At 61.4% G+C, this 20,945-nt stretch carries 24 protein-coding genes; 14 read left to right on the forward strand and 10 right to left on the reverse strand.

The window, feature by feature from the left end; genetic code table 11:
* Positions 1 to 128: 128 nt before the first annotated feature.
* Positions 129 to 266, forward strand: coding sequence for a hypothetical protein (locus tag AC0IXA_RS06890; RefSeq protein WP_003222780.1), 138 nt, complete (start codon positions 129 to 131; stop codon positions 264 to 266).
* Positions 267 to 337: 71 nt separating this feature from the next.
* Positions 338 to 1,303 carry a leucyl aminopeptidase gene (locus AC0IXA_RS06895; protein ID WP_471812306.1) on the forward strand — a complete coding sequence of 322 codons (966 nt, stop codon included), beginning with the start codon at positions 338 to 340 and terminating at the stop codon, positions 1,301 to 1,303.
* A gap of 203 nt (positions 1,304 to 1,506) precedes the next feature.
* Here AC0IXA_RS06895 and rluB read toward each other — a convergent pair whose 3' ends face one another.
* The 6 genes from rluB to AC0IXA_RS06925 all read right to left on the reverse strand — a co-directional run bounded on the left by rluB (position 1,507) and on the right by AC0IXA_RS06925 (position 6,511).
* Positions 1,507 to 2,727 (reverse strand): 23S rRNA pseudouridine(2605) synthase RluB, encoded by a 1,221-nt coding sequence (gene rluB / locus AC0IXA_RS06900; RefSeq protein ID WP_341638764.1) that lies wholly within the window; start codon positions 2,725 to 2,727, stop codon positions 1,507 to 1,509.
* A gap of 142 nt (positions 2,728 to 2,869) precedes the next feature.
* On the reverse strand, positions 2,870 to 3,061 hold the full coding sequence (locus AC0IXA_RS06905; RefSeq protein WP_016771121.1) for a DUF1289 domain-containing protein: 192 nt from the start codon (positions 3,059 to 3,061) through the stop codon (positions 2,870 to 2,872).
* A gap of 144 nt (positions 3,062 to 3,205) precedes the next feature.
* On the reverse strand, positions 3,206 to 4,171 hold the full coding sequence (scpB, locus tag AC0IXA_RS06910) for an SMC-Scp complex subunit ScpB (RefSeq protein ID WP_341638763.1): 966 nt from the start codon (positions 4,169 to 4,171) through the stop codon (positions 3,206 to 3,208).
* A gap of 11 nt (positions 4,172 to 4,182) precedes the next feature.
* Positions 4,183 to 4,881 carry a segregation and condensation protein A gene (locus AC0IXA_RS06915; RefSeq protein WP_172828192.1) on the reverse strand — a complete coding sequence of 233 codons (699 nt, stop codon included), beginning with the start codon at positions 4,879 to 4,881 and terminating at the stop codon, positions 4,183 to 4,185.
* 123 nt (positions 4,882 to 5,004) lie between these two features.
* Positions 5,005 to 5,634, reverse strand: a complete 630-nt coding sequence (locus tag AC0IXA_RS06920; RefSeq protein ID WP_016771124.1) for an L-threonylcarbamoyladenylate synthase — start codon at positions 5,632 to 5,634, stop codon at positions 5,005 to 5,007.
* Positions 5,635 to 5,647: 13 nt separating this feature from the next.
* Entirely contained in the window at positions 5,648 to 6,511 is an 864-nt protein-coding gene (locus AC0IXA_RS06925; RefSeq protein ID WP_471812309.1) for a PHP domain-containing protein, read from the reverse strand.
* Positions 6,512 to 6,598: 87 nt separating this feature from the next.
* Here AC0IXA_RS06925 and AC0IXA_RS06930 point away from each other — a divergent pair, with 87 nt between their 5' ends.
* From AC0IXA_RS06930 to AC0IXA_RS06955, 6 genes are all read left to right on the forward strand, one after another.
* Positions 6,599 to 7,195: a septation protein A gene (locus tag AC0IXA_RS06930; protein WP_471812311.1), complete on the forward strand. Its 597-nt coding sequence runs from the start codon at positions 6,599 to 6,601 to the stop codon at positions 7,193 to 7,195.
* Between the two features lies 1 nt (position 7,196).
* Complete coding sequence (locus tag AC0IXA_RS06935) at positions 7,197 to 7,496, forward strand: YciI family protein (RefSeq protein ID WP_016987935.1); 300 nt, start codon at positions 7,197 to 7,199, stop codon at positions 7,494 to 7,496.
* 278 nt (positions 7,497 to 7,774) lie between these two features.
* Positions 7,775 to 8,185 (forward strand): SH3 domain-containing protein, encoded by a 411-nt coding sequence (locus AC0IXA_RS06940; protein WP_016771128.1) that lies wholly within the window; start codon positions 7,775 to 7,777, stop codon positions 8,183 to 8,185.
* A gap of 7 nt (positions 8,186 to 8,192) precedes the next feature.
* Complete coding sequence (locus tag AC0IXA_RS06945; protein WP_016771129.1) at positions 8,193 to 8,870, forward strand: response regulator transcription factor; 678 nt, start codon at positions 8,193 to 8,195, stop codon at positions 8,868 to 8,870.
* Positions 8,871 to 9,129: 259 nt separating this feature from the next.
* A complete protein-coding gene (locus AC0IXA_RS06950; RefSeq protein WP_042607494.1) occupies positions 9,130 to 9,582 on the forward strand; it encodes a Spy/CpxP family protein refolding chaperone in 453 nt (150 codons plus the stop codon).
* 176 nt (positions 9,583 to 9,758) lie between these two features.
* The gene (locus AC0IXA_RS06955; RefSeq protein WP_341638761.1) at positions 9,759 to 11,099 is read left to right on the forward strand and encodes a sensor histidine kinase; all 1,341 of its coding nucleotides are present in this window, start codon (positions 9,759 to 9,761) and stop codon (positions 11,097 to 11,099) included.
* Between the two features lie 230 nt (positions 11,100 to 11,329).
* On the opposite strand, the gene AC0IXA_RS06960 is transcribed toward AC0IXA_RS06955, so the two are convergent.
* Positions 11,330 to 11,896: a nitroreductase family protein gene (locus AC0IXA_RS06960; RefSeq protein ID WP_064362083.1), complete on the reverse strand. Its 567-nt coding sequence runs from the start codon at positions 11,894 to 11,896 to the stop codon at positions 11,330 to 11,332.
* Positions 11,897 to 12,017: 121 nt separating this feature from the next.
* Between AC0IXA_RS06960 and AC0IXA_RS06965 the strand changes: the two genes are divergently transcribed.
* On the forward strand, positions 12,018 to 13,472 hold the full coding sequence (locus tag AC0IXA_RS06965) for a TrkH family potassium uptake protein (protein WP_038363735.1): 1,455 nt from the start codon (positions 12,018 to 12,020) through the stop codon (positions 13,470 to 13,472).
* On the opposite strand, the gene AC0IXA_RS06970 is transcribed toward AC0IXA_RS06965, so the two are convergent.
* Positions 13,429 to 14,490, reverse strand: a complete 1,062-nt coding sequence (locus tag AC0IXA_RS06970; protein ID WP_202947690.1) for an AraC family transcriptional regulator — start codon at positions 14,488 to 14,490, stop codon at positions 13,429 to 13,431. The two genes, AC0IXA_RS06965 and AC0IXA_RS06970, sit on opposite strands and share 44 nt — an antisense overlap.
* 165 nt (positions 14,491 to 14,655) lie before the next feature.
* On the opposite strand from AC0IXA_RS06970, the gene AC0IXA_RS06975 reads away from it, so the two are divergent.
* Both AC0IXA_RS06975 and AC0IXA_RS06980 read left to right on the forward strand, forming a co-directional pair.
* Positions 14,656 to 14,967 (forward strand): Mpo1-like protein, encoded by a 312-nt coding sequence (locus AC0IXA_RS06975; protein WP_375123270.1) that lies wholly within the window; start codon positions 14,656 to 14,658, stop codon positions 14,965 to 14,967.
* 14 nt (positions 14,968 to 14,981) lie between these two features.
* Positions 14,982 to 15,572 carry an HD domain-containing protein gene (locus tag AC0IXA_RS06980; RefSeq protein ID WP_016771136.1) on the forward strand — a complete coding sequence of 197 codons (591 nt, stop codon included), beginning with the start codon at positions 14,982 to 14,984 and terminating at the stop codon, positions 15,570 to 15,572.
* 110 nt (positions 15,573 to 15,682) lie between these two features.
* On the opposite strand, the gene AC0IXA_RS06985 is transcribed toward AC0IXA_RS06980, so the two are convergent.
* Positions 15,683 to 16,498 carry a UDP-2,3-diacylglucosamine diphosphatase gene (locus AC0IXA_RS06985; RefSeq protein WP_197891284.1) on the reverse strand — a complete coding sequence of 272 codons (816 nt, stop codon included), beginning with the start codon at positions 16,496 to 16,498 and terminating at the stop codon, positions 15,683 to 15,685.
* Positions 16,499 to 16,633: 135 nt separating this feature from the next.
* On the opposite strand from AC0IXA_RS06985, the gene AC0IXA_RS06990 reads away from it, so the two are divergent.
* Both AC0IXA_RS06990 and AC0IXA_RS06995 read left to right on the forward strand, forming a co-directional pair.
* Complete coding sequence (locus tag AC0IXA_RS06990; RefSeq protein ID WP_122704748.1) at positions 16,634 to 17,398, forward strand: AraC family transcriptional regulator; 765 nt, start codon at positions 16,634 to 16,636, stop codon at positions 17,396 to 17,398.
* A gap of 72 nt (positions 17,399 to 17,470) precedes the next feature.
* Positions 17,471 to 18,364, forward strand: coding sequence for a DMT family transporter (locus tag AC0IXA_RS06995; RefSeq protein WP_471812316.1), 894 nt, complete (start codon positions 17,471 to 17,473; stop codon positions 18,362 to 18,364).
* On the opposite strand, the gene AC0IXA_RS07000 is transcribed toward AC0IXA_RS06995, so the two are convergent.
* The gene (locus AC0IXA_RS07000) at positions 18,358 to 18,645 is read right to left on the reverse strand and encodes an Rdx family protein (RefSeq protein WP_460125127.1); all 288 of its coding nucleotides are present in this window, start codon (positions 18,643 to 18,645) and stop codon (positions 18,358 to 18,360) included. The genes AC0IXA_RS06995 and AC0IXA_RS07000 overlap by 7 nt on opposite strands.
* A gap of 71 nt (positions 18,646 to 18,716) precedes the next feature.
* Between AC0IXA_RS07000 and AC0IXA_RS07005 the strand changes: the two genes are divergently transcribed.
* Positions 18,717 to 20,906, forward strand: a complete 2,190-nt coding sequence (locus AC0IXA_RS07005; protein WP_471812318.1) for a patatin-like phospholipase family protein — start codon at positions 18,717 to 18,719, stop codon at positions 20,904 to 20,906.
* The last annotated feature ends 39 nt before the right edge of the window (positions 20,907 to 20,945 follow it).

The following is a 20,945-nucleotide window of genomic DNA, read 5'->3' on the forward strand; positions in this document are numbered from 1 at the left end:
AAAAGTCTATTTAAAAATTAAATGGATAAATTTTTGCATTCACAAAAACGCTCAACTAGGTTCTTCACGTCTCACCGGCCACCTCGACCGGTCAGTCATAAACCGTGAAATTCTCTAGGAGATCGACCATGCAAGCACTGGAAAAAGACTTGGATACCGAACTGCAACTGGACGAATGGTTTGAAGCGCCAACCCATGAGGCCGCTGTGGAAATGATGCAAGCCGACGCGGTGGTTCCGTTCGGCACGGCGATGTGGCCTCTGTAAGACATCCCGGGCAGGCACGGTCCGGCCGGTCGTGCCTGCCGCTTCATTCCCCGGTCAGTCAGGGAGGATTCATGGACAAGCCCCGCGCCATCTCGCATTTCCTTTACTACCTCGAACATCACCCAGCCATTGCCGGCCTCGACTCGGCGAAGGTCATGCTCGGCCATACCGCCGACTACGAAGCCCTGACCGGCGCCATTGCCGAACAGGCCGGCGAACATCCGCGCTTCCAGTTCAGCGCCCGGCGCCTGGACCTGGAAAGCACCACAGCGCTGTCCGAGGCAATTGCCGACAGCGATCTGTACATTTTCTTCTACGACTCTTCCACCCTGCCCAACCCACGCCCCGATGGCCCGGAGTTCGTCCGCGCGCTGCAAGCGGTGATGGCGGAAAACTGGAAGAAGTCGCTGCTGTTCAAGGATTACGGCGACTACTTCTACGACACTTTCAGCATCACACCGCAACGCATCGCCGGGCTCAACAGTCACCTGATCCAGCGCATGTCCCAGGCGACCACGCTGAGTTTCAAGGACGATCACGGCTCATGGTTCGAAACACCGATGAGCAGCATCAAGAAGTGGACCGACATCAACGGCGTCGGCAACTTCGACCTCGCCCCCGGCGAAATCGCCACCCACAGCGAAGCCATCAATGGCCACGTGAAGTTCAAGGGCACCTTCCTCAGCACCATCCCGTTCGCGCGCAAGTACGGCGTGCTGGAATCGCCGCTGGAGCTATGGATCGAGAATTCGACCATCAGCCGCATCGCCACCGACGTGCCGGGGCTGGAGCATGATTTCAACAAATACCTGGATGCCAACCCGTCGAACCGGCGGATTGAGGAGTTGGGGATTGGCACCAATGAAGGCGTCAAGGATCTGTATGCGCGTAATGCCGGGTTTGAGGAGCGGCATTGTGGGCTGCATCTCGGACTGGGCGGTGGCGCCAAGGGCAGTCATCACCTGGATCTGATCTTTTCTGGCGGGGTGTTGGCGCTGGATGACAAACCAGTCTTCGACGGACGATTCGTGTTTTAAGCGACTGGCCCCTTCGCGAGCAGGCTCGCTCCCACAGGGAAATTATGTAAGCCGCAGATGATCGTTCCCACGCAGAGCGTGGGAACGATCGGTGTCAGCACAGACTTTCGTCCAGACAAAAAAACGCCAACCCTGAGGTTGGCGTTTTTGCTTCAGCTTGTAGCTTGTAGCTTGTAGCTTGTAGCTAGTAACTCACAGCTGCCTTATTCCGGCTTTTTGCGACCGAAACCCGGGCGCTGGCCCGAACCGGCCGGTGCGCCGCGACGCTTGCCGGAGGGCTTGTCGCCGTCGACCAGTTTGATCCCCGGACGCTTCGGCGCCGGTTTGGCCGGGCGCTTGTTGCTGGTGTCGGCTGGACGATCCGCCACTGGCGTACCGCGACCGGCCGGTGCACGACCTTCGCCACGCTCGGTACGGCCATTAGCCGGACGCGGTGCGCGCTCGCCGTCACGGGCAACCGGCTTGCGACCTGGGCGCTCGCCTTCGATCTGCGGCTCGCGGCCCGGGCGTGGCCCGGTGGGTGCGCCAGCGGCTGGACGCAGGGTACGCACGCGCTCGGTCTTGGCCATCGGCCGCGACGATTTGCGCTGCATGCGTTCGAGCTTGTCCTTGCTCTTGGCGTTCAGCTGCGGCATTGCCACCGGGGTCAGGCCGACTTCGGCGCTGAGCACGTCGACTTCGTACTGGCTCATTTCGCGCCAGCGGCCCATCGGCAGGTCGGAGTTGAGGAACACCGGACCGAAACGCACGCGCTTCAGACGGCTGACCACCAGGCCCTGCGATTCCCACAGACGACGCACTTCACGGTTGCGCCCTTCCATGACCACGCAGTGGTACCAGTGGTTGAAGCCTTCACCGCCCGGCGCCTGTTGAATGTCGGTGAAACGCGCCGGACCGTCTTCCAGCACCACGCCAGCCTTGAGCCGTTCGATCATCTCGTCGTCGACTTCACCGCGTACACGCACGGCGTACTCGCGGTCCATCTCGTAGGACGGGTGCATCAAGCGGTTGGCCAGCTCACCGTCAGTGGTGAACATCAGCAGACCGGTGGTGTTGATGTCGAGACGGCCGATGTTGATCCAGCGGCCCTCTTTCGGACGCGGCAGCTTGTCGAACACGGTCGGACGGCCTTCCGGGTCGTCACGGGTGCAGATTTCGCCGTCAGGCTTGTTGTACATGATCACGCGGCGCACCGATTCGGCGGCCTCTTCGCGTTTGATCACCTTGCCATCGATGGTAATGGCGTCATGCATGTCGACGCGCAGGCCGAGGGTGGCGTCTTTGCCATTGACCTTGATCCGGCCCTGGCTGATCCAGGATTCCACGTCACGGCGCGAGCCGACGCCGATACGGGCGAGGACCTTCTGCAGTTTTTCGCCTGCTGGGCCGATTTCCTGGTCGTCTTTCTGATTGATGTCACTCATCTGGGCACCTCCCGGTGTGGTCTGTTCAGGCGGCGCCTGAAGCATTGAAAACTGGGTCCAGGCCGAAGGGATCGGCGAAGGGTCGCGAATCATACGCGGATGTGCGCCATCGCGCATCAGAGACTAGCTGATCGATTGCCGGTTATTTCTTTTTCCGCCGACCGGCACCACCGAGTTTGATCAGACGCAGCGCGGCTTCGGCCAGCACCGTGCGTTTGTCGTCCTTGTCAAGCTTCTTCCAGGCCTTGATCTCGCGCTTGCTGCGACCGCAACCCAGGCAGATGTCGTCGGAGAATTTGCAAAGGCTGATGCAGGGGTCTTTGGTTGAGCTCATCGCAATCTCCAGAACGACATTTCACCCTGTGGGAGCGAGCCTGCTCGCGAAGGCGCAGTGTCATTCAGTATCGATGTATCTGACACACCGCCTTCGCGAGCAGGCTCGCTCCCACAAGGGTCTACATTGGTTTCTCAATAGGCGTCATTCTTCGAACTCGCGCCGTTCGGCTTCGATTGCCTCAGCCAGCGCGCGGGCTTCGGCTTCTTCTTCGCTGAGTTCCGGTTCCGGCTGTTCGAGGGCGGCGACAGCGGCCAGGAGTTTCTCGCGGGCTTCGGCGACACCGAGAATATCTTCTTCCGGTTCGGCGTCGGGCGCGGCTTCAAGTTCCACTTCAACTTCAACAACCGGCGCGGTGATCTCAGGCTCGGGCACCGGCGCTTCGCCATCCGCCGCATCGCGCAGCAAGTCGTCGAAGTCGGTCTTGATGCCCTCTTCCATGCTGTCCAGCTCCAGCAACAGGGAATGGAAACTGGTTTCTTCCTTTTCCTCCTCCGGCTCGGCGCTGGCGTCGGCCAGCTCTTGCAGACTCTGCGGCACCGGCACGTCGTCGAAGTCGAGCACCGGTTCGGCTTCCATTTCGCGCAGTTCGGCCAGCGGCGGCAGGTCTTCGAGGTTTTTCAGGTTGAAGTGGTCGAGAAACGCCTTGGTCGTGGCGAACATCGCCGGTTTGCCCGGCACGTCGCGATAGCCGACGACGCGAATCCACTCACGCTCAAGCAAGGTCTTGACGATGTTGCTGTTCACCGCCACACCACGCACATCTTCGATTTCGCCACGAGTGATCGGCTGGCGATAGGCGATCAACGCGATGGTTTCCAGCAAGGCGCGGGAATAGCGCTGCGGGCGCTCTTCCCAGAGACGGCCGACCCACGGCGAGAACTTCTCGCGGATCTGCAAGCGATAGCCCGACGAGACTTCTTTTAGCTCAAAGGCACGGCCCTCGCAGGACTTGCCAAGCAGGGTCAGGGCTTTCTTGAAGACCGCCGGCTCCGGCCGCTCGCCTTCTTCGAACAGTTCAAACAGGCGCTCAAGGGATTGCGGCTTTCCCGAGGCCAACAGAAAGGCTTCAAGCAGGGGCGCCAGCTCGCGGGGTTCAGTCAGGTTCATACAGGGACTCGTTATTCGGCTCGGGCTCGCACGTGGATCGCGGCGAACGGCTCATTCTGCACCAGCTCGACCAAGGATTCCTTGACCAGTTCAAGGATCGCCATAAAAGTCACCACCACACCCAGGCGGCCCTCTTCGGCGGTGAACAGCTCGACAAACGGCACGAAGCCGCCGCCCTTGAGCCGCTCCAGCACATCACTCATGCGCTCGCGGGTGGACAGCGCTTCACGGCTGACCTGGTGGCTTTCAAACATGTCGCCACGGCGCAGGACTTCGGCCATACACATCAGAATCTCTTCCAGCGCGACGTCGGGCAACAGCTTGCGCGCCCGCGCTTCCGGGGCGTCGAGCTTGGGCACGATCACATCGCGACCGACCCGGCTCAGACCATCAATACCTTCGGCAGCTGCCTTGAAGCGCTCGTATTCCTGCAAGCGGCGGATCAGTTCAGCGCGCGGGTCGTCTTCTTCATCTTCAACGGTTTCGGCGCGCGGCAGAAGCATGCGCGATTTGATCTCGGCAAGCATCGCCGCCATCACCAGATATTCGGCGGCCAGCTCCAGACGCACCGATTGCATCAACTCGACGTAGCCCATGTACTGGCGGGTGATTTCCGCCACCGGGATGTCGAGGATATTGATGTTCTGTTTGCGAATCAGGTACAGCAGCAGGTCGAGCGGGCCTTCGAAGGCCTCAAGAAAGACTTCCAGCGCATCCGGCGGGATGTACAGGTCCAGCGGCATTTCCATGACCGCCTGGCCATAGACCATCGCGAACGGCAGTTCCTGCTGGGCGCCGGCCTGGGGATCGACCACGGTTTCCACTGCGGACATTCAGGCCTCGACCATGAACGGCGTCGGATCGCCGCAACCAACGCGGACCACTTCCGGGTCATCGCCGGTCAGGTCAATCACCGTTGAGGCCTTGATACCGCCAAAACCGCCGTCGATGATCAGATCGACCTGATGCTCAAGCAACTGGCGCATTTCGTAGGGATCGCTGAGGGGGTCTTCGTCGCCGGGCATGATCAGCGTCACGCTCATCAGCGGCTCGCCGAGTTCGGCCAGCAGCGCCAACGCGATCGGATGGCTTGGCACGCGCAGGCCGATGGTGCGTTTCTTCGGATGCAGCAACAGGCGCGGCACTTCGCGGGTGGCGTTGAGAATAAAAGTGTAAGGGCCGGGTAGATGCGCCTTGAGAATGCGGAAGGTGCCGGTGTCGATCTTGGCGTAATTGCCCAGTTGCGACAGGTCGCTGCAGATCAGCGCGAAGTTGTGCTTCTCATCAAGCTGACGCAGCCGTCGCACACGCTCGATGGCGGTCTTGTCGCCGATCTGGCAACCGATGGCGTAGGACGAGTCCGTGGGATAAATCACTACCCCGCCCTTGCGGATGATCTCGACCGCCTGTTTGATCAGGCGCGCTTGCGGGTTTTCCGGATGTATCTGGAAAAATTGACTCACATTCTCTACCTGTTCAGACGGCGGCAATATCTGTGTCATGTTTGAACCGACACCACAGGGGTGGAAGGTCCTCGGGAACCGGCCGGTACTGGCCGATCTCGGACCAGCCGCCAGGGCCATGAAAGTCACTGCCGGCGCTGACCAGCAGACCGAACTCACGGGCAAGGATCGCCAGGCTGCCCACCTGTTCTGCGGGCTGGTGGCCATTGACCACCTCGATAGCATGCCCGCCTGCTTGAATATAGTCGGCAATCAGCTTTCGGCGCTTGCTACGGGTGAAATCGTAGTGCCATGGATGCGCCAGACTGACCCAGGCACCGGCGGCGCGCAGGGTGGCGACGGTGTCTTCCAGGGTCGGCCAGTGCAGCTTGACGTCGCCGAGCTTGCCGGCGCCGAGCCATTTGCGAAACGCCTCGGCGCGATCCTTTACATAACCTTCACGCACCATCCAGTCAGCGAAATGCGGCCGGGCCGGCGCGTTGCCGCTGTCGCCCAGTTCCTGCTGGATCTGCCGGGCGCCGTCGAGGGCACCGGACATGCCCTTCAGTGCGAGCTTGCGGCTTATTTCTTCCGACCGCAGCCAGCGGCCATCGTGCAATTTGGAGATTGCTTCGACCAACGGCGCGGCGTTGACGTCGAAGCCGTAACCCAGCACGTGAATAGTCGCCCCGCCCCAAGTGCAGGACAATTCGACGCCGTTGACCAGTTGCATGCCCAACTCGGTGGCGGCAGTACGCGCCTCGGCGAGCCCCTCAAGGGTGTCGTGGTCGGTCAACGCCAGGACTCGCACGCCGTTTTCGAACGCTCGCGCAACCAGAACCGCAGGCGCCAGGGCGCCGTCGGAGGCCGTGCTGTGGCAGTGCAAATCAACATTCACGGGGAGTTGTAACCTCAAATCAGCTGGCGCTATCGCGCGCCCATATGTTTGTTATTATGCCGCCACATCCAGCTTCTGGCTCTCACTGTGAAACAATTCATCGATTTCATCCCGCTTCTGCTGTTCTTCATCGTTTACAAACTTGATCCACGGGTCGTCGACATTGCCGGCCAGCAAGTGACCGTAGGCGGTATCTACAGCGCCACGGCGATGCTGATCATCAGCTCCCTGGTGGTGTACGGCGCGCTGTTCATCAAGCAGCGCAAGCTGGAAAAGAGCCAGTGGCTGACGCTGATCGCCTGCCTGGTATTCGGCAGCCTGACGCTGGCCTTCCACAGCGAAACCTTCCTGAAATGGAAAGCGCCGGTGGTCAACTGGCTGTTCGCTGCGGCGTTCATCGGTAGCCATTTCATCGGCGATCGCCTGCTGATCAAACGCATCATGAGCCACGCGCTGACCCTGCCAGACCCGGTCTGGACGCGCCTGAACATCGCCTGGATCGGCTTCTTCCTGTTTTGCGGCGCGGCCAACCTGTTCGTCGCCTTCACCTTCCAGAGCATCTGGGTCGACTTCAAGGTGTTCGGCAGCCTGGGCATGACCGTGCTGTTCCTGGTCGCACAGGGCGTTTACCTGTCGCGCCACCTGCATGACACCGATACCACAACGCCAAAAACCGAGGACTGACATGCTCTACGCCATCATTGCCACCGACGTTGCCAACTCGCTGGAAGCGCGCCTGGCCGCACGCCCGGCGCATCTGGAACGCCTGCAAGCGCTCAAGGGCGAAGGCCGCATCGTGCTGGCCGGCCCGCACCCGGCCGTCGACAGCAATGATCCGGGCGCAGCGGGTTTCACCGGCAGCCTGATCGTCGCCGAGTTCGACTCCCTCAGCGCCGCTCAGGCCTGGGCCGATGCCGATCCGTACATCGCCGCCGGCGTTTACGCCAACGTGATCGTCAAACCGTTCAAGCAAGTCCTCCCTTAAAAGACAAAAGTCCCAGTGGCGAGGGGATTTATCCCCGTTGGGTGGCGAAGCCGCCCCAAAGCCATTCAATGCGGTGTGCCTGTCACACCGCCTGCTTACATCTCAGGACTGCTGCGCAGCCCAACGGGGATAAATCCCCTCGCCACAAAAAACGCATCAGCCACCAACATCACCTCTCTGACACTGAACCTTCTCGGCTTCCGCTGCTCTCAATCGCTCATTATTCTCGTTTGCCTGCCGACAACCTGCCCAATATCCATTTGGAAACAGGTGTCGCGATGCGCAAGGGTCCGTTGTGTCTGATGTTGCTCACGTTGTCGATCATGGCGCCCGCCCATGGTGAGGAAACCACCGAAAGCGGCAGCTCCACACCATTGTCATTGAGCGCCGGCAGCCAGATCACCGAGTTGCAACAGCGGCTCAAGGCCAGTGAGCAGCAGCGCGAAGAACTGAACAAACAACTGCAAAATGCCGACAACACTCGCGAAAGCGCCCAGCTCGCCCGGCTGCGCCAGGAGAACCAGCGTCTGAAGCTGCAACTCAAGGAAGCCCAGGCCAGCCCGCTGCCGCGTTTGCTGACCGATCAACAGCAGTGGTTCGTCACTGGCGCCGGGGTAGCGCTATTGGCGCTGCTCTGCGGTATCTTTGCCAGTGGTGCAAGCCGAAAACGTCGGCAATGGCTAAATTGAGTGAGTCATGAGCGAGCTGTTACTGATTGATGATGACCAGGAGTTGTGCGAACTCCTGAGTAGCTGGTTGAGCCAGGAAGGCTTCCAGGTGCGCGCCTGCCACGACGGCCAGAGCGCCCGCAAGGCGTTGGCCGAAACCGCCCCGGCGGCGGTGGTGCTGGACGTGATGCTGCCCGACGGCAGCGGTCTGGAACTGCTCAAGCAATTGCGCAACGACCACGCCGACCTGCCGGTGCTGATGCTGTCAGCGCGTGGCGAACCGCTGGACCGCATCCTCGGCCTCGAACTGGGCGCCGACGATTACCTGGCCAAACCCTGCGACCCCCGCGAACTGACCGCGCGCCTGCGCGCCGTGTTGCGCCGCAGCCACCCGGCAGCCGTTTCGACGCAGCTCGAGCTGGGTGACCTGAGTTTCAGCCCGGTGCGCGGCGTGGTCAGCATCGACGAAAAAGAACTGACCCTGACCGTCTCCGAAAGCCGCCTGCTCGAAGCCCTGCTCAAGCAGCCCGGCGAGCCGCTGGACAAACAGGAACTGGCGCAACTGGCCCTCGGCCGCAAGCTGACCCTGTACGACCGCAGCCTCGACATGCACGTCAGCAACCTGCGCAAAAAAATCGGCCCCCACCCCGACGGCCGCCCGCGCATCGTTGCGCTGCGTAGCCGTGGTTACTACTACAGCCTGTAAAACCATCCAGTTTCGTGTACGAGCTGCCCAAGGCGGCGATCTTCAGGCTGCAGGACGCAGAGCGTCCTCGGCTGCATTCCCACGCAGAGCATGGGAACGATCAGATCGCAGCCTTCAGCACCTCCTGCACAGCATATGTGTAAGGCCGGGCACGAAACGTCTTTACCGAAGCTTTACGCTGCGCTGACCGCCGCTGACCTTGATCTGCGTAATCTGCACTCATCCGGAACGTACCGGGAACGAGACAAGGAGATACACCATGCGCAAGACTCTTATCGCTCTGATGTTCGCTGCCGCTCTGCCAACCGTGGCCATGGCCATGCCGCAGGATGGCGGTCCGCTCGGTGGTCCGCTGGATGGCCCGCGCCACGGCGGTCAGATGCACGGCGGCATGCACGGCAAAGGCCCGTACAGCCAGCTCGATCTGACCCGCGAACAGCGCGAGCAGATTCGCAAGATCATGGGCGAGCAGATGCACGAGCGTAAGCAGGTGGTCGACAAGTACCTGGAGAAACTCTCGCCGGCCGACCAGAAAGCCATGAAGGACGAGATCGCGGCCAACCACAAGAAAGCCGAGTCCGATGTCCGTGCATTGCTGAAACCTGAGCAACAGAAGCAATTCGACGAGATCCAGAAGAAACGCGCCGAACGCCGCGCCGAATGGGCCGAGTTCAAGGCCTGGAAAGCGCAGCAGGCACAAAAGGCGCAATAATGGCTTGACCATGGGCCCGACGACTCACCTCGTCGGGCCTGTTCCATTCAAATCGAATGTGGGAGCGAGCCTGCTCGCGAAAGCGCTGCCTCAGCCAGAGATGGATTGACTGACACTACGCCTTCGCGAGCAGGCTCGCTCCCACATTTGAACGGTGTGATTTTCGAGGAGTTTCTGTGCGTTCACTGTTCTGGCGGATTCTTGCGAGCTTCTGGCTGGCCATCGCTCTGGTAGCCGGGCTGTCGATTCTGCTCGGGCACATGCTCAATCAGGACGCGTGGATTCTCAGCCGCCATCCCGGCCTCAACACGCTGGCGGCGGAATGGACGCAGACTTACGAAACCCAAGGCGAAGAAGCCGCGCAGGATATCCTCGAACAACGCAAACGCCAGTATCACATCGACGTTCAGGTGCTCAACGAAACCGGCGATCCGGTGGTGCGTGGCACCTTCCCGCGCCGCGCCGCAGCATTCGAGGCGCGGCAGAACAACGACGATCGCCGTCTGCCATGGCGGCGTCTGACCGACGAGATCACCAGTGAAAAAACCGGTGATACCTACCTGTTCATCTACCGCATCCCGCACCCCGAGCTCGACGCCTGGCACCGCGAAAGCCTGCTCTGGCCGCTGAGTGCGCTGGGCATCGCGCTGGTGGTGTTGACGCTGTTCAGTTTGCTCGTGACTTTCTCCATCACCCGCCCACTGAGTCGCTTGCGCGGCGCGGTGCATGATCTGGGGCAGACGACTTATCAGCAGAACAGTCTGGCGAAACTGGCCAACCGCCGGGACGAATTCGGCGTGCTGGCCACCGATTTCAACCGCATGGGCGCGCGCCTGCAAAGCCTGATCGGCAGTCAGCGCCAATTGCTGCGCGATGTCTCCCATGAACTGCGCTCACCACTGGCGCGTCTGCGCATCGCGCTGGCTTTGGCCGAGCGCGCCAACCCTGAAGAGCGTGAGAAACTGTGGCCACGGCTGACCCGCGAATGCGACCGGTTGGAGGCGTTGATCAGTGAAATTCTGGTGCTGGCGCGAGTCGATGCCGACAATGCCAGCGCTGAAGAAGTGGACCTGAATGCGTTGCTCGCCACGCTGCAAAAGGATGCGCAGCTCAGCTCACCCGAGCAGACCGTGCGCCTGCAAGCCGAGCCGCAGCTGAATCTCAAAGGCTGGCCGACGATGATCGAGCGCGCCGTGGACAATCTGCTGCGCAACGCCCAGCGCTTCAACCCGAGCGATCGGCCGATCGAATTGCACGCTGCGCGGCAGGCTGAGCGGATTGTCATCAGCGTGCGCGACCACGGGCCGGGGGTGCAGACCGAACATCTGAGTCAGTTGGGCGAGCCGTTCTACCGGGCGCCGGGGCAGACCGCTGCCGGGCATGGCCTTGGGCTGGCGATTGCCAAACGGGCGGCAGAACGGCATGGCGGCACGCTGACGCTGGCCAATCATCCGCAGGGCGGCTTTGTGGCGAGTCTGGAATTGCCGTTGGTACCGGGAGTCGTGGTCCAGCCCTGAAAAAGCCCCTCACCCCAACCCTCTCCCGGAGGGAGAGGGGGCCGACCGAGTTGTCTGCCGTTGTGCATCGACCTGAAAGACCGAGTCGATTATGAACTCGCAGAAACAACACGTCCGGTATCCCGACTCAGGATTCAGCGAAGGTCGCTCAGGTCGGTGTAACTCCAAAGCATCCCCCAATCAGTCCCCTCTCCCTCTGGGAGAGGGTTAGGGTGAGGGGCTTTTGATCTTCAGGCTTTACCGGGCCAGGCGCTGACGAACTCAGCCAGATCAACCTTCTCCGCCACGCGCGGCTCTTTCTGCGGCGTGCCGAGATAGAGAAACGCGATCACCTCCTCGCCTTCCACCAGCCCCAAGCCTTCGGCCACATGCTTTGAATACGCCAGATCCCCGGTGCGCCACACCGCGCCAATCCCCTGCGCATACGCCGCGAGCAAAATCCCGTGGGCCGCACAGCCGGCCGTGAGCAATTGCTCAGCCTTCGGGTATTTCACGTGCTCCTGCAATTTCGCGATGACCACAACCACCAGCGGCGCGCGCAGTGGGCCGTTGCGGGCCTTGTCGATCATCGCTTCGGTGACTTCGCCGCCCTGCTGGCGGGCCGCCTCGGCCAGCAACTCGCCCATTTGCTCACGCGCCGCGCCTTCGACGGTCAAAAAGCGGTACGGCTGCAAGTGCCCGTGATCCGGGGCACGCAAGGCCGCGCCGAACAGGGCTTCGCGCTGCTCGGCAGTGGGGGCCGGTTCGACCAGTCGGGGAACGGAAACACGGTTGAGCAACGCGTCGAGAGCCTGCATCGGCCACCTCCTTTGAAAAATGTGCGGCTATTCTAGCTTCATCTGCGCAGCGCCTGCCGGTTTACATGCCTTGCCCCACAGGTAGAATGGCGCCCTTCTCCCACCAGCCCGAGCGGATTTCATGGCGTTGCCGACCTTACGGATCATTGGTTTTATCATCGGCATCTTCCTGATCACGCTGGCTGTGGCCATGGTCGTGCCGATGGCCACGCTGGTGATTTTCGAGCGCACCAGCGACCTGCCGTCGTTCCTCTGGGCGAGCATGATCACCTTTGTCGCCGGCCTCGCCCTGGTGATACCCGGCAGACCGGAACACATTCACCTGCGCCCGCGCGACATGTACCTGCTGACGGTCAGCAGCTGGCTGGTGGTGTGCATTTTCGCCGCGCTGCCGTTTCTGCTGACCCAGCACATCAGCTACACCGACTCGTTCTTCGAAAGCATGTCCGGCATCACCGCCACCGGCTCCACCGTGCTCAACGGCCTGGACAACATGTCGCCGGGGATTCTGATGTGGCGGTCGCTGCTGCACTGGATCGGCGGCATCGGCTTCATCGGCATGGCCGTGGCGATTCTGCCGCTGCTGCGCATCGGTGGCATGCGCCTGTTCCAGACCGAATCCTCGGACCGCTCGGAAAAGGTCATGCCGCGTTCGCACATGGTGGCGCGGTTGATTGTGGCGGCCTACGTCGGCATCACCATTCTCGGCAGCCTGGCGTTCTGGTGGGCGGGAATGAGCCCGTTCGATGCGATCAACCACGCGATGTCGGCGATTTCCACCGGTGGCTTCTCGACCTCTGACCAGTCGCTGGCCAAGTGGACGCAACCGGCGGTGCACTGGGTGGCGATCGTCATCATGATTCTCGGCAGCCTGCCGTTCACCCTGTACGTGGCGACGCTACGCGGCAACCGCCGAGCATTGATCAAGGATCAACAGGTGCAGGGTTTGCTGGCGATGCTGCTGGTGACCTGGCTGGTGCTCGGCACCTGGTACTGGTGGACCACCAAGCTGCATTGGCTGGAAGCGCTGCGGCATGTGGCGCTGAACGTGACCTCGGTGGTCACTACCACCGGCTTCGCCCTCGGGGACTACAGCCTGTGGGGCAACTTCTCGCTGATGCTGTTTTTCTATCTGGGCTTTGTCGGCGGTTGCTCAGGTTCGACGGCGGGCGGCATCAAGATTTTCCGTTTCCAGGTCGCCTACATCCTGCTCAAGGCCAACCTCAATCAGCTGATCCACCCGCGCGCGGTGATCAAGCAGAAGTACAACGGTCACCGCCTCGACGAAGAAATTGTCCGTTCGATCCTGACCTTCTCGTTCTTCTTCGCCATCACCATCTGCGTGATCGCCCTGCTGCTGTCGCTGCTCGGGGTCGACTGGATGACCGCGCTGACCGGCGCCGCCAGCACCGTGTCCGGCGTCGGCCCGGGCTTGGGCGAAACCATCGGCCCGGCCGGCAACTTCGCCACCCTGCCGGATGCGGCGAAGTGGATTCTGTCGTTCGGCATGCTGCTCGGCCGACTGGAGATCATTACGGTGTTTGTGCTGTGTATTCCGGCGTTCTGGCGTCATTGACCGCGTCCGGCACCTGCGTCAGGCGCAAGCGGTACTCGCCGGGCGTGGTGTCGAACCAGCGGCGAAACGCGCGAAAGAAGTTGCTCGGGTCGGCAAAGCCCAACAGGTAAGCGATTTCCAGCAAGGTCATGCTCGGTTGCGCCAGATATTGCTCGGCCAGCTCGCGCCGGGTGTCGTCGAGCAACTGCTGGAAACTGGTGCCCTCCTCCTGTAAGCGCCGCTGCAAAGTGCGCTGCGACAGGTGTAGCGTCTGCGCCACGGTGTCGCGCTTGGGCTCGCCCTGGGGCAACAAACGACACAACACCTGACGTGCCCGGTGCGTCACGCGACTTTCGGAAAACCGCGCCAGATATTCCCCGGCAAAGCGATCATGCAACAGCGCCATGGCTTCGTTGGCGGTCGGCAGCGGCGCCTCCATATCGGCACGTTCGAAGATCAACGCATCGTAAGGCGCGTTGAACACCAGCGGTGCGTGGAAGGCTTCTTTATAAGGTTGCAGATTTGTCGGCTGATCGCCCTGAACCAACACTTTGACCGGGTGCAGCGGGCGCCCCGTCAGCCAGCCGCACAGCGCCAAAGCGCAGGCCAGTGACGCTTCGGCGCTCTGCCGGGTCGGCGGCAGATGATCGCCGTGCACGGTGAGAATCAGCGCGTAACCTTCGTCGAGCAGGCGAAAGCTCAGGTCAGCGCTTTCGGCAATGATGCGTTGATAGCGCACCAGACGCTGGAAACCTTCAGCCAGGGTATTGCTCGACATCAGCGCATAGCCGGCAACGTGAAACGAAGCCGGACGCACCACTTTGCCCATGTTCAGGCCGATCGCCGGGTTGCCGGAAACCTCGACCGCGCGCTGCCAGAGCCGGGTCATGGAATCCTGCGGGAAGCGTGCATCCGGATCTTCAAGGGCGCTGAAATCCAGCCCCAGTTGCCTGAACAGAACCCGGCAATCCAGGCCGTCCATCTCCAGTGCTTTGACAATCCCCATCGCCCAGCTTGCAGAAGTCGTTCGTTCGCTCATGGTTGTTATTCTTTTACATGACGGGCTGCAGATAACCGCCCTATTTGCGAAGGATACTAAAGTGGCGCCGATTGTCACTGGCCCACGCCAATGATCACTCTAGACTCAAATAAGCTACCCGCCGAACAACTTGTCGCCAGAACAATCACCACAGAGAGCGCGGTCGTGGAAAACATCAAGCGGTTCAACAGCTTCGCCGAGTTTTACCCCTATTACCTCGCCGAGCACAGCAACAGCACCTGCCGTCGTCTGCATTTCATCGGCACGTCTCTGGTCATCTTCATTCTCGCGCTCAGCATCGCCAAAAGCGCCTGGCTGCTGTTGCTGGCCCTGCCTCTGGCCGGTTACAGCTTTGCCTGGATCGGCCACTTCTTTTTTGAAAAAAACCGCCCGGCGACGTTTCAGCATCCGCTGTACAGCCTGCTCGGCGATTTCGTCATGTACCGCGACATGATTCTCGGTCGCGTGGCGTTCTGAATGAGGGTCTGCCCATGAATGCCCATGCTCGTTTCACCCATATGAAGGACGGCACCGAGGAAGACTGGGCGATTATCGCCGCCGATTTCAGTGCCTATGCCAGACAGCTGCCATCGCGGATCCTCGCGCATTTGAAGCTGCTTGAGGGCGACTTCGGCGGTTTCCCCGTGGACCGCCTGACCCACTCGTTGCAAACCGCGACCCGCGCCTTTCGCGACGGGCGTGACGAGGAATACGTGGTCTGCGCGCTGTTGCACGACATTGGCGACACCCTCGGTTCCTACAACCATCCGGACATCGCCGCAGCGATTCTCAAGCCGTTCGTGAGTGCGGAAAATCTGTGGATGGTGGAGAAGCACGGCATCTTTCAGGGCTATTACTTCTTTCATCACCTGGGCATGGACCGGCACTTGCGCGAGCAATTCAAGGATCATCCGCAGTTCCAGGCCACTGCCGAATTTTGCGCCAAGTACGACGCGGCGGCGTTTGATCCGGCGTATGACACGCTGCCGCTGAGTTTCTTCGAGCCGATGATGGAAAGGCTGTTTGCGCAGCCGAAGAACTCGATTTACAAGGCTGCGATGCAAGAACACAGCCCGGCCTGAGAACACATGTGGGAGCGAGCCTGCTCGCGAAAGCGCTGTATCAGGTACATAAGTTTTGTCTGACACTACGCCTTCGCGAGCAGGCTCGCTCCCACAGGGTGCTTTTTCGCTCAGGCGATTTCGGCAACTTTGGCAGCTTTCAATTGCGCCTCCCGCGCCTGGGCATCCGCCAATCGATACAACTCGATCGTGCCGTCCCAATGCTCGATCAACGCGGTGCACGACTCGACCCAATCGCCGCAATTGAGGTAGTCCACCCCGCCGACCTTGCGAATTTCGGCATGGTGGATATGCCCGCAAACCACGCCATGCAGTTCGCGCTTCACACACTCGTGGGCGATGGCTTCTTCAAAGTCGCTGATGAAACTGACGGCGGTCTTGACCTTGTGTTTCAGGTAGGCCGACAGCGACCAGTAACCGTAGCCATAGCGGGCGCGCCAGTGATTGAGCCAGCGGTTGAGGGTCAGGGTGAATTCGTAGGCGGAGTCGCCGAGAAACGCCAGCCAGCGGTGATAGCGAGTAATCACATCGAACTGATCGCCGTGAATCACCAGCAAATGCCGGCCGTCCGCCGTAACGTGTACCGCCTCGTCGACCAACTGGATATTGCCCAGAATCAGTTTCGAATAGCGCCGCAGGAATTCGTCATGGTTGCCGGTGACGTAGATCACCTCGGTGCCGCGCTTGCTCATGGTCAGCAATCGGCGGATGACGTTGGTGTGGGCTTGCGGCCAGTACATGCCGCTGCGCAGTTTCCAGCCATCGATGATGTCACCGACCAGATAGACCTTGTCGGCGTGGTAGCCCTTGAGAAATTGCGACAAGTGCTCGGCCTGGCAATCCCGGGTGCCCAGGTGCACATCGGAGATCCATAGGGTTCGCACCCGTTGTTTGCGGCTGGGTCGGGCGAGCTCGGCGCTGGTCATGGGCAACCCTCTGCGGTGTTTTCGCCAGCTTGCGCGCGCCCGGTTAATCGACCGTGACAAGTGTGCGTCAGTCGTGTGACAGCGCATCCGGCCTACGGCGGTGTAGACTGACGGCCACTTCGGAGACAACCTGCCATGCGACCGATCCTCACCCTGCGCCAGTACACCCACGACTTGATTGTGCACAGCCACGAGCACCCGCAGTTGGTGTTCGGGCTGTCCGGTGCGCTGGATTTCGAGGTCGAGGGCTGTGGCAGCCAAGTGCGTCAGCAGAGTGTCGTGGTGGTTCCGTCCGGCGCTCATCATGCCTGCGACAGTCCCCAAGGCAGCAGCTGCCTGGTGCTCGACATCCCTGAAGGGCAATGGGTGCAGGACTCGCTGGGCGCGCATGCCGAGGCCAGTCGCCGCTTGCTCGATCATCCGGGGCGGCTGTCGCTGGACTCGGGGCAGAGCCAATTGGTCAACTGGCTGGCGAACAGTCCGGTCAGCGATCCGTTGATCGCGCAGCAAGGCGCGGTGTTGCTGCTGGCCAGTCTCAATCACGCGCAACCTGCCGAACTCCGCGCGCGTCGCCTGCCCTACGCCGCGCTGGATGCGCACATCGAGCAATACGCCGGCTATCCGCTGCAAGTCGCTGACCTGGCGCGCGTGGCCGGGTTATCCAGTGCGCGCCTGCACGCACGGTTCATGGCCGAATGTGGACAGACGCCGATGGATTACATCCGCAGTCGACGCCTGCATCTCGCGGTGCAACTGCTGCGCGACACTGCATTGCCGATTGGTGAAGTAGCCAGTCGCGTCGGTTACAGCTCGCAGAGTGCGTTCTCGGCCGCAGTCCTGCGTGAGTTCGGCTCGTCGCCCGGACATCTTCGGCGCGATTCCTGCGACAAAAGACGATAGCCTGCCGACAGACTTGCAGGCCGAGACACGGTTCAATGGCCCCATGAAGTTGAACCTGAAAAAAGGAATGCAATGACTCCGCGTACCGCCCTCGGCGCTCTGCATATTGGCGCTTTGATGTTTGGCCTGACCGGTGTGTTCGGCAAACTCGCTGCCGCATCCCCTGTTGTGATCGTCTTTGGACGTGCGGCTTTTGCCGTGCTCGCACTGGCATTTTTCGCCCGTTTCTTCAGCCAGCATGGTTGGCAGAAACTTCAGGCCGTGGACTGGCGGCGCCTTGCCCTCAGCGGCGTGTTGCTGGCCGGGCACTGGGTGAGTTTTTTCGTATCGGTGAAGATCGCCGGGGTGGCCATCGCCACCTTGGGCTTTGCCAGTTTCCCGGCGTTCACGGTGATTCTCGAAGGATTGATCTTCCGCGAACGCATCCGTGCCAATGAAATCGTCCTGGTGGTATTGGTCAGCATCGGTCTGGTGCTGGTGACGCCCGCATTTGATCTGGGCAGCGGCGCCACCGTCGGCTTGCTTTGGGCCGTACTGTCCGGCCTGCTGTTTTCCCTGCTGTCGCTGACCAACCGTGCGAGCTCCGGGCGCATCCCGGCGGTGCAGGCGGCGTTGTGCCAGAACGTCGTCGTGGCGTTGTGTCTGTTGCCGGTCGCAGCGCCGCAGTTGAGTCAGGTCCGAGCGCTGGACTGGTTGTGGATCGCCCTGCTCGGAGTGTTCTGCACGGGCGTGGCGCACAGCCTGTTCGTCGCCAGTCTGGCGGTGATCAAGGCACGCACGGCGGCAGTGGTGTTCGCCATGGAGCCGGTCTACGGCATCACCCTCGCCTGGCTGCTGTTCAGTGAAACCCCGACCCTGCGGATGCTCATCGGTGGCGCGTTGATCATCGTCGCGATTGTGGTGTCGGCGCGGATGTCAGGCGGCAGCGACAAGACAACCGTCGCCGCCGAGGCCGCCTCTCACTGAGTGCGGTCGTTGTGGCCGAGGTCGCGGTCAGGATCGATCTGATCGCGCACTCGCTGCTTCAATACCTTGGCCTCAGGGAAACCACCGTCGGCCTTGCGCTCCCAGATCTGCACACCCGCACAGCTGATGTGAAACACCCCACCGGTGCCCGGCACCAACGACACTTTGCCCAGGTCGTCAGCGAAGGTGCTGAGCAGTTCCTGAGCCAGCCACGCCGCGCGCAGCAGCCACTGGCATTGAGTGCAATAAGTGATGACAACTTCGGCTTTGGCGACGGTCATGATCGCTGAAACTCCTGAGACAGAGGGCGCCGCTATAATAGCCGGCTTTACCGCTTGCCCCGAGACTCACAATGCGCCGTTTGCTGTTTTGCCTGCTGCTTGGTTTCCTTCCCCTGCTGGTTCACGCCAGTGAGGCGCCACGACCGAAAGTCGGCCTGGTGCTGTCCGGCGGCGCTGCGCGCGGGCTGGCGCACATCGGCGTGCTCAAGGCGCTGGAAGAACAAGGCATCAGGATCGACGCGATTGCCGGCACCAGCATGGGCGCGGTGGTCGGTGGGTTGTACGCTTCGGGCTACAAGATTGACGAATTGGAAAAACTCGCCCTGAGCATCGACTGGCAAGCGGCGCTGTCCGACGCGCCGCCGCGCGAGGACGTGCCATTTCGACGCAAGCAGGACGACCGCGATTTTCTGGTGAAGCAGAAACTCAGCTTCCGCGACGACGGCAGCCTCGGCCTGCCATTGGGGGTGATTCAGGGCCAGAACCTCGCACTGTTGCTGGAAAGCCTGTTGGCCCACACCAGCGACACCCGCGACTTCGACAAACTGCCGATCCCGTTTCGCGCCGTGACCACTGACATCGCCAATGGCGAAAAAGTGGTGTTTCGCAAAGGCCACCTGCCGCAGGTGATCCGCGCGAGCATGTCCATCCCGGCAGTGTTCGCCCCGGTCGAACTCGATGGGCGCCTGCTGGTGGACGGCGGCATGACCGACAACATCCCGCTGGATGTCGCACGGGAAATGGGTGTCGACATCGCCATCGTCGTCGATATCGGCACACCTCTGCGCAATCGCAAGCAACTGACCACGGTGGTCGATGTGCTCAATCAGTCGATCACCCTGATGACCCGGCGCAACTCCGAAGAACAACTGGCGACTCTGCATGCCAATGACGTGTTGATCCAGCCTGCGCTGGCCGCGTTCGGCGTGACCGATTTCGGCAAGGCTCAGGAGATGATCGACGCCGGTTACCGCGCCACGCGGATCCTCGATGCGCGGCTGGCGCAACTCAAGCCGACTCAAACCCAGGACGCGGAATTGAACGCCGCCCGTCAGCCGGGCCAGCGCACGCCGATCATCACCGCGATCCGCATCGAAAATGACTCGAAAGTCGACGATGACGTGATTCGCTATTACATCCGCCAACCGATCGGCGCGCCGCTCGACCTGGGCCGCCTGCATTCGGACATGGGCACGCTGTACGGCCTCGATTACTTCGATCAAGTGCGTTACCGCGTGGTGCACAAAGGCCAGGATCACACCTTGGTCATCAGTGCCAGCGGCAAGCGCAGCGGCACCGATTACTTGCGGGTCGGCCTGAATCTGTCGGACGACATGCGCGGCGACAGTGCTTTCAACCTTGGTGCCAGTTATCGCGTCAACGGCATCAACCGCCTCGGTGCGGAATGGCTGACCCGCGCGCAGATCGGCGACAAGCAGGAGCTGTACAGCGAGTTCTATCAGCCGCTGGACGTCGGCTCGCGTTACTTCGTCGCGCCCTACGGATCGTTCGAGGCGCAGAACGTTGACTCGGTGCTGGATAACGATCCGATCGCCCAGTATCGCGTCGAGCGTTACGGCTTCGGCCTCAACCTCGGCCGGCAAATCGGCAACAACGGTGAAGTGCGACTCGGCGTCGGGCAGGCCTGGGGCAAGGCTGACGTACGCATCGGCGATCAGGATCTGCCGAGCGAGAGTTTCAACGAAGGTTTCTATACCGTGAAGTATTCCTACGACTCGCTGGACAACGTCTACTTTCCGCACGAGGGCAAGGATGTCAGCCTTACGTTCGCCCAGTTCGAACCGGGCCTGGGTTCAGACAATCGCTATCGCCAGTGGGAAGCGAAGTTCGACAAGGCGATGAGTCACGGGCCGGATACGCTGATACTCGGCGGGCGCTACGGTCGCACGCTGGACGATGCCAATGTGGTGACCTCGAGCTTCCTGCTCGGCGGCGCGCGGCAGTTGTCGGGGTTCCGTGAGGATGCGCTGTCCGGGCAGAACGTCAGCCTGATGCGCGCCGTGTACTACCGCCGCCTGACGCCGCGCTCGTACCTGCCGCTGGACTTCCCGCTGTACGCCGGGGCCTCGCTGGAGCGCGGTCGGGCGTGGAACAACGACAATGAATTCGACAGCGGCTACATCAATGCCGCGAGTGTGTTTATCGGCTTCGACACGCCGCTGGGGCCGTTGAACTTCACGTATGGGTTGAATGATGCGGACGAGCAGGCGGTTTATCTGAATCTGGGGCAGACGTTCTGACGCCTTCGCGAGCAGGCTCGCTCCCACAGGGAAAGCACA

It is taken from the genome of Pseudomonas sp. AC083, assembly GCF_979253165.1.

Coding starts and splice junctions, on each gene's coding strand:
- AC0IXA_RS07000 (WP_460125127.1), bottom strand. CDS start 18,645: ATGACCGTCGCCAAAGCCGAAGTTGTCATCACTTATTGCACTCAATGC.
- AC0IXA_RS07005 (WP_471812318.1), top strand. CDS start 18,717: ATGCGCCGTTTGCTGTTTTGCCTGCTGCTTGGTTTCCTTCCCCTGCTG.
- AC0IXA_RS06905 (WP_016771121.1), bottom strand. CDS start 3,061: ATGAGCTCAACCAAAGACCCCTGCATCAGCCTTTGCAAATTCTCCGAC.
- AC0IXA_RS06965 (WP_038363735.1), top strand. CDS start 12,018: ATGGCGTTGCCGACCTTACGGATCATTGGTTTTATCATCGGCATCTTC.
- AC0IXA_RS06950 (WP_042607494.1), top strand. CDS start 9,130: ATGCGCAAGACTCTTATCGCTCTGATGTTCGCTGCCGCTCTGCCAACC.
- AC0IXA_RS06985 (WP_197891284.1), bottom strand. CDS start 16,498: ATGACCAGCGCCGAGCTCGCCCGACCCAGCCGCAAACAACGGGTGCGA.
- AC0IXA_RS06970 (WP_202947690.1), bottom strand. CDS start 14,490: ATGAGCGAACGAACGACTTCTGCAAGCTGGGCGATGGGGATTGTCAAA.
- AC0IXA_RS06935 (WP_016987935.1), top strand. CDS start 7,197: ATGCTCTACGCCATCATTGCCACCGACGTTGCCAACTCGCTGGAAGCG.
- AC0IXA_RS06895 (WP_471812306.1), top strand. CDS start 338: ATGGACAAGCCCCGCGCCATCTCGCATTTCCTTTACTACCTCGAACAT.
- AC0IXA_RS06945 (WP_016771129.1), top strand. CDS start 8,193: ATGAGCGAGCTGTTACTGATTGATGATGACCAGGAGTTGTGCGAACTC.
- rluB (WP_341638764.1), bottom strand. CDS start 2,727: ATGAGTGACATCAATCAGAAAGACGACCAGGAAATCGGCCCAGCAGGC.
- AC0IXA_RS06890 (WP_003222780.1), top strand. CDS start 129: ATGCAAGCACTGGAAAAAGACTTGGATACCGAACTGCAACTGGACGAA.
- AC0IXA_RS06940 (WP_016771128.1), top strand. CDS start 7,775: ATGCGCAAGGGTCCGTTGTGTCTGATGTTGCTCACGTTGTCGATCATG.
- AC0IXA_RS06960 (WP_064362083.1), bottom strand. CDS start 11,896: ATGCAGGCTCTCGACGCGTTGCTCAACCGTGTTTCCGTTCCCCGACTG.
- AC0IXA_RS06980 (WP_016771136.1), top strand. CDS start 14,982: ATGAATGCCCATGCTCGTTTCACCCATATGAAGGACGGCACCGAGGAA.
- AC0IXA_RS06995 (WP_471812316.1), top strand. CDS start 17,471: ATGACTCCGCGTACCGCCCTCGGCGCTCTGCATATTGGCGCTTTGATG.
- AC0IXA_RS06990 (WP_122704748.1), top strand. CDS start 16,634: ATGCGACCGATCCTCACCCTGCGCCAGTACACCCACGACTTGATTGTG.
- scpB (WP_341638763.1), bottom strand. CDS start 4,171: ATGAACCTGACTGAACCCCGCGAGCTGGCGCCCCTGCTTGAAGCCTTT.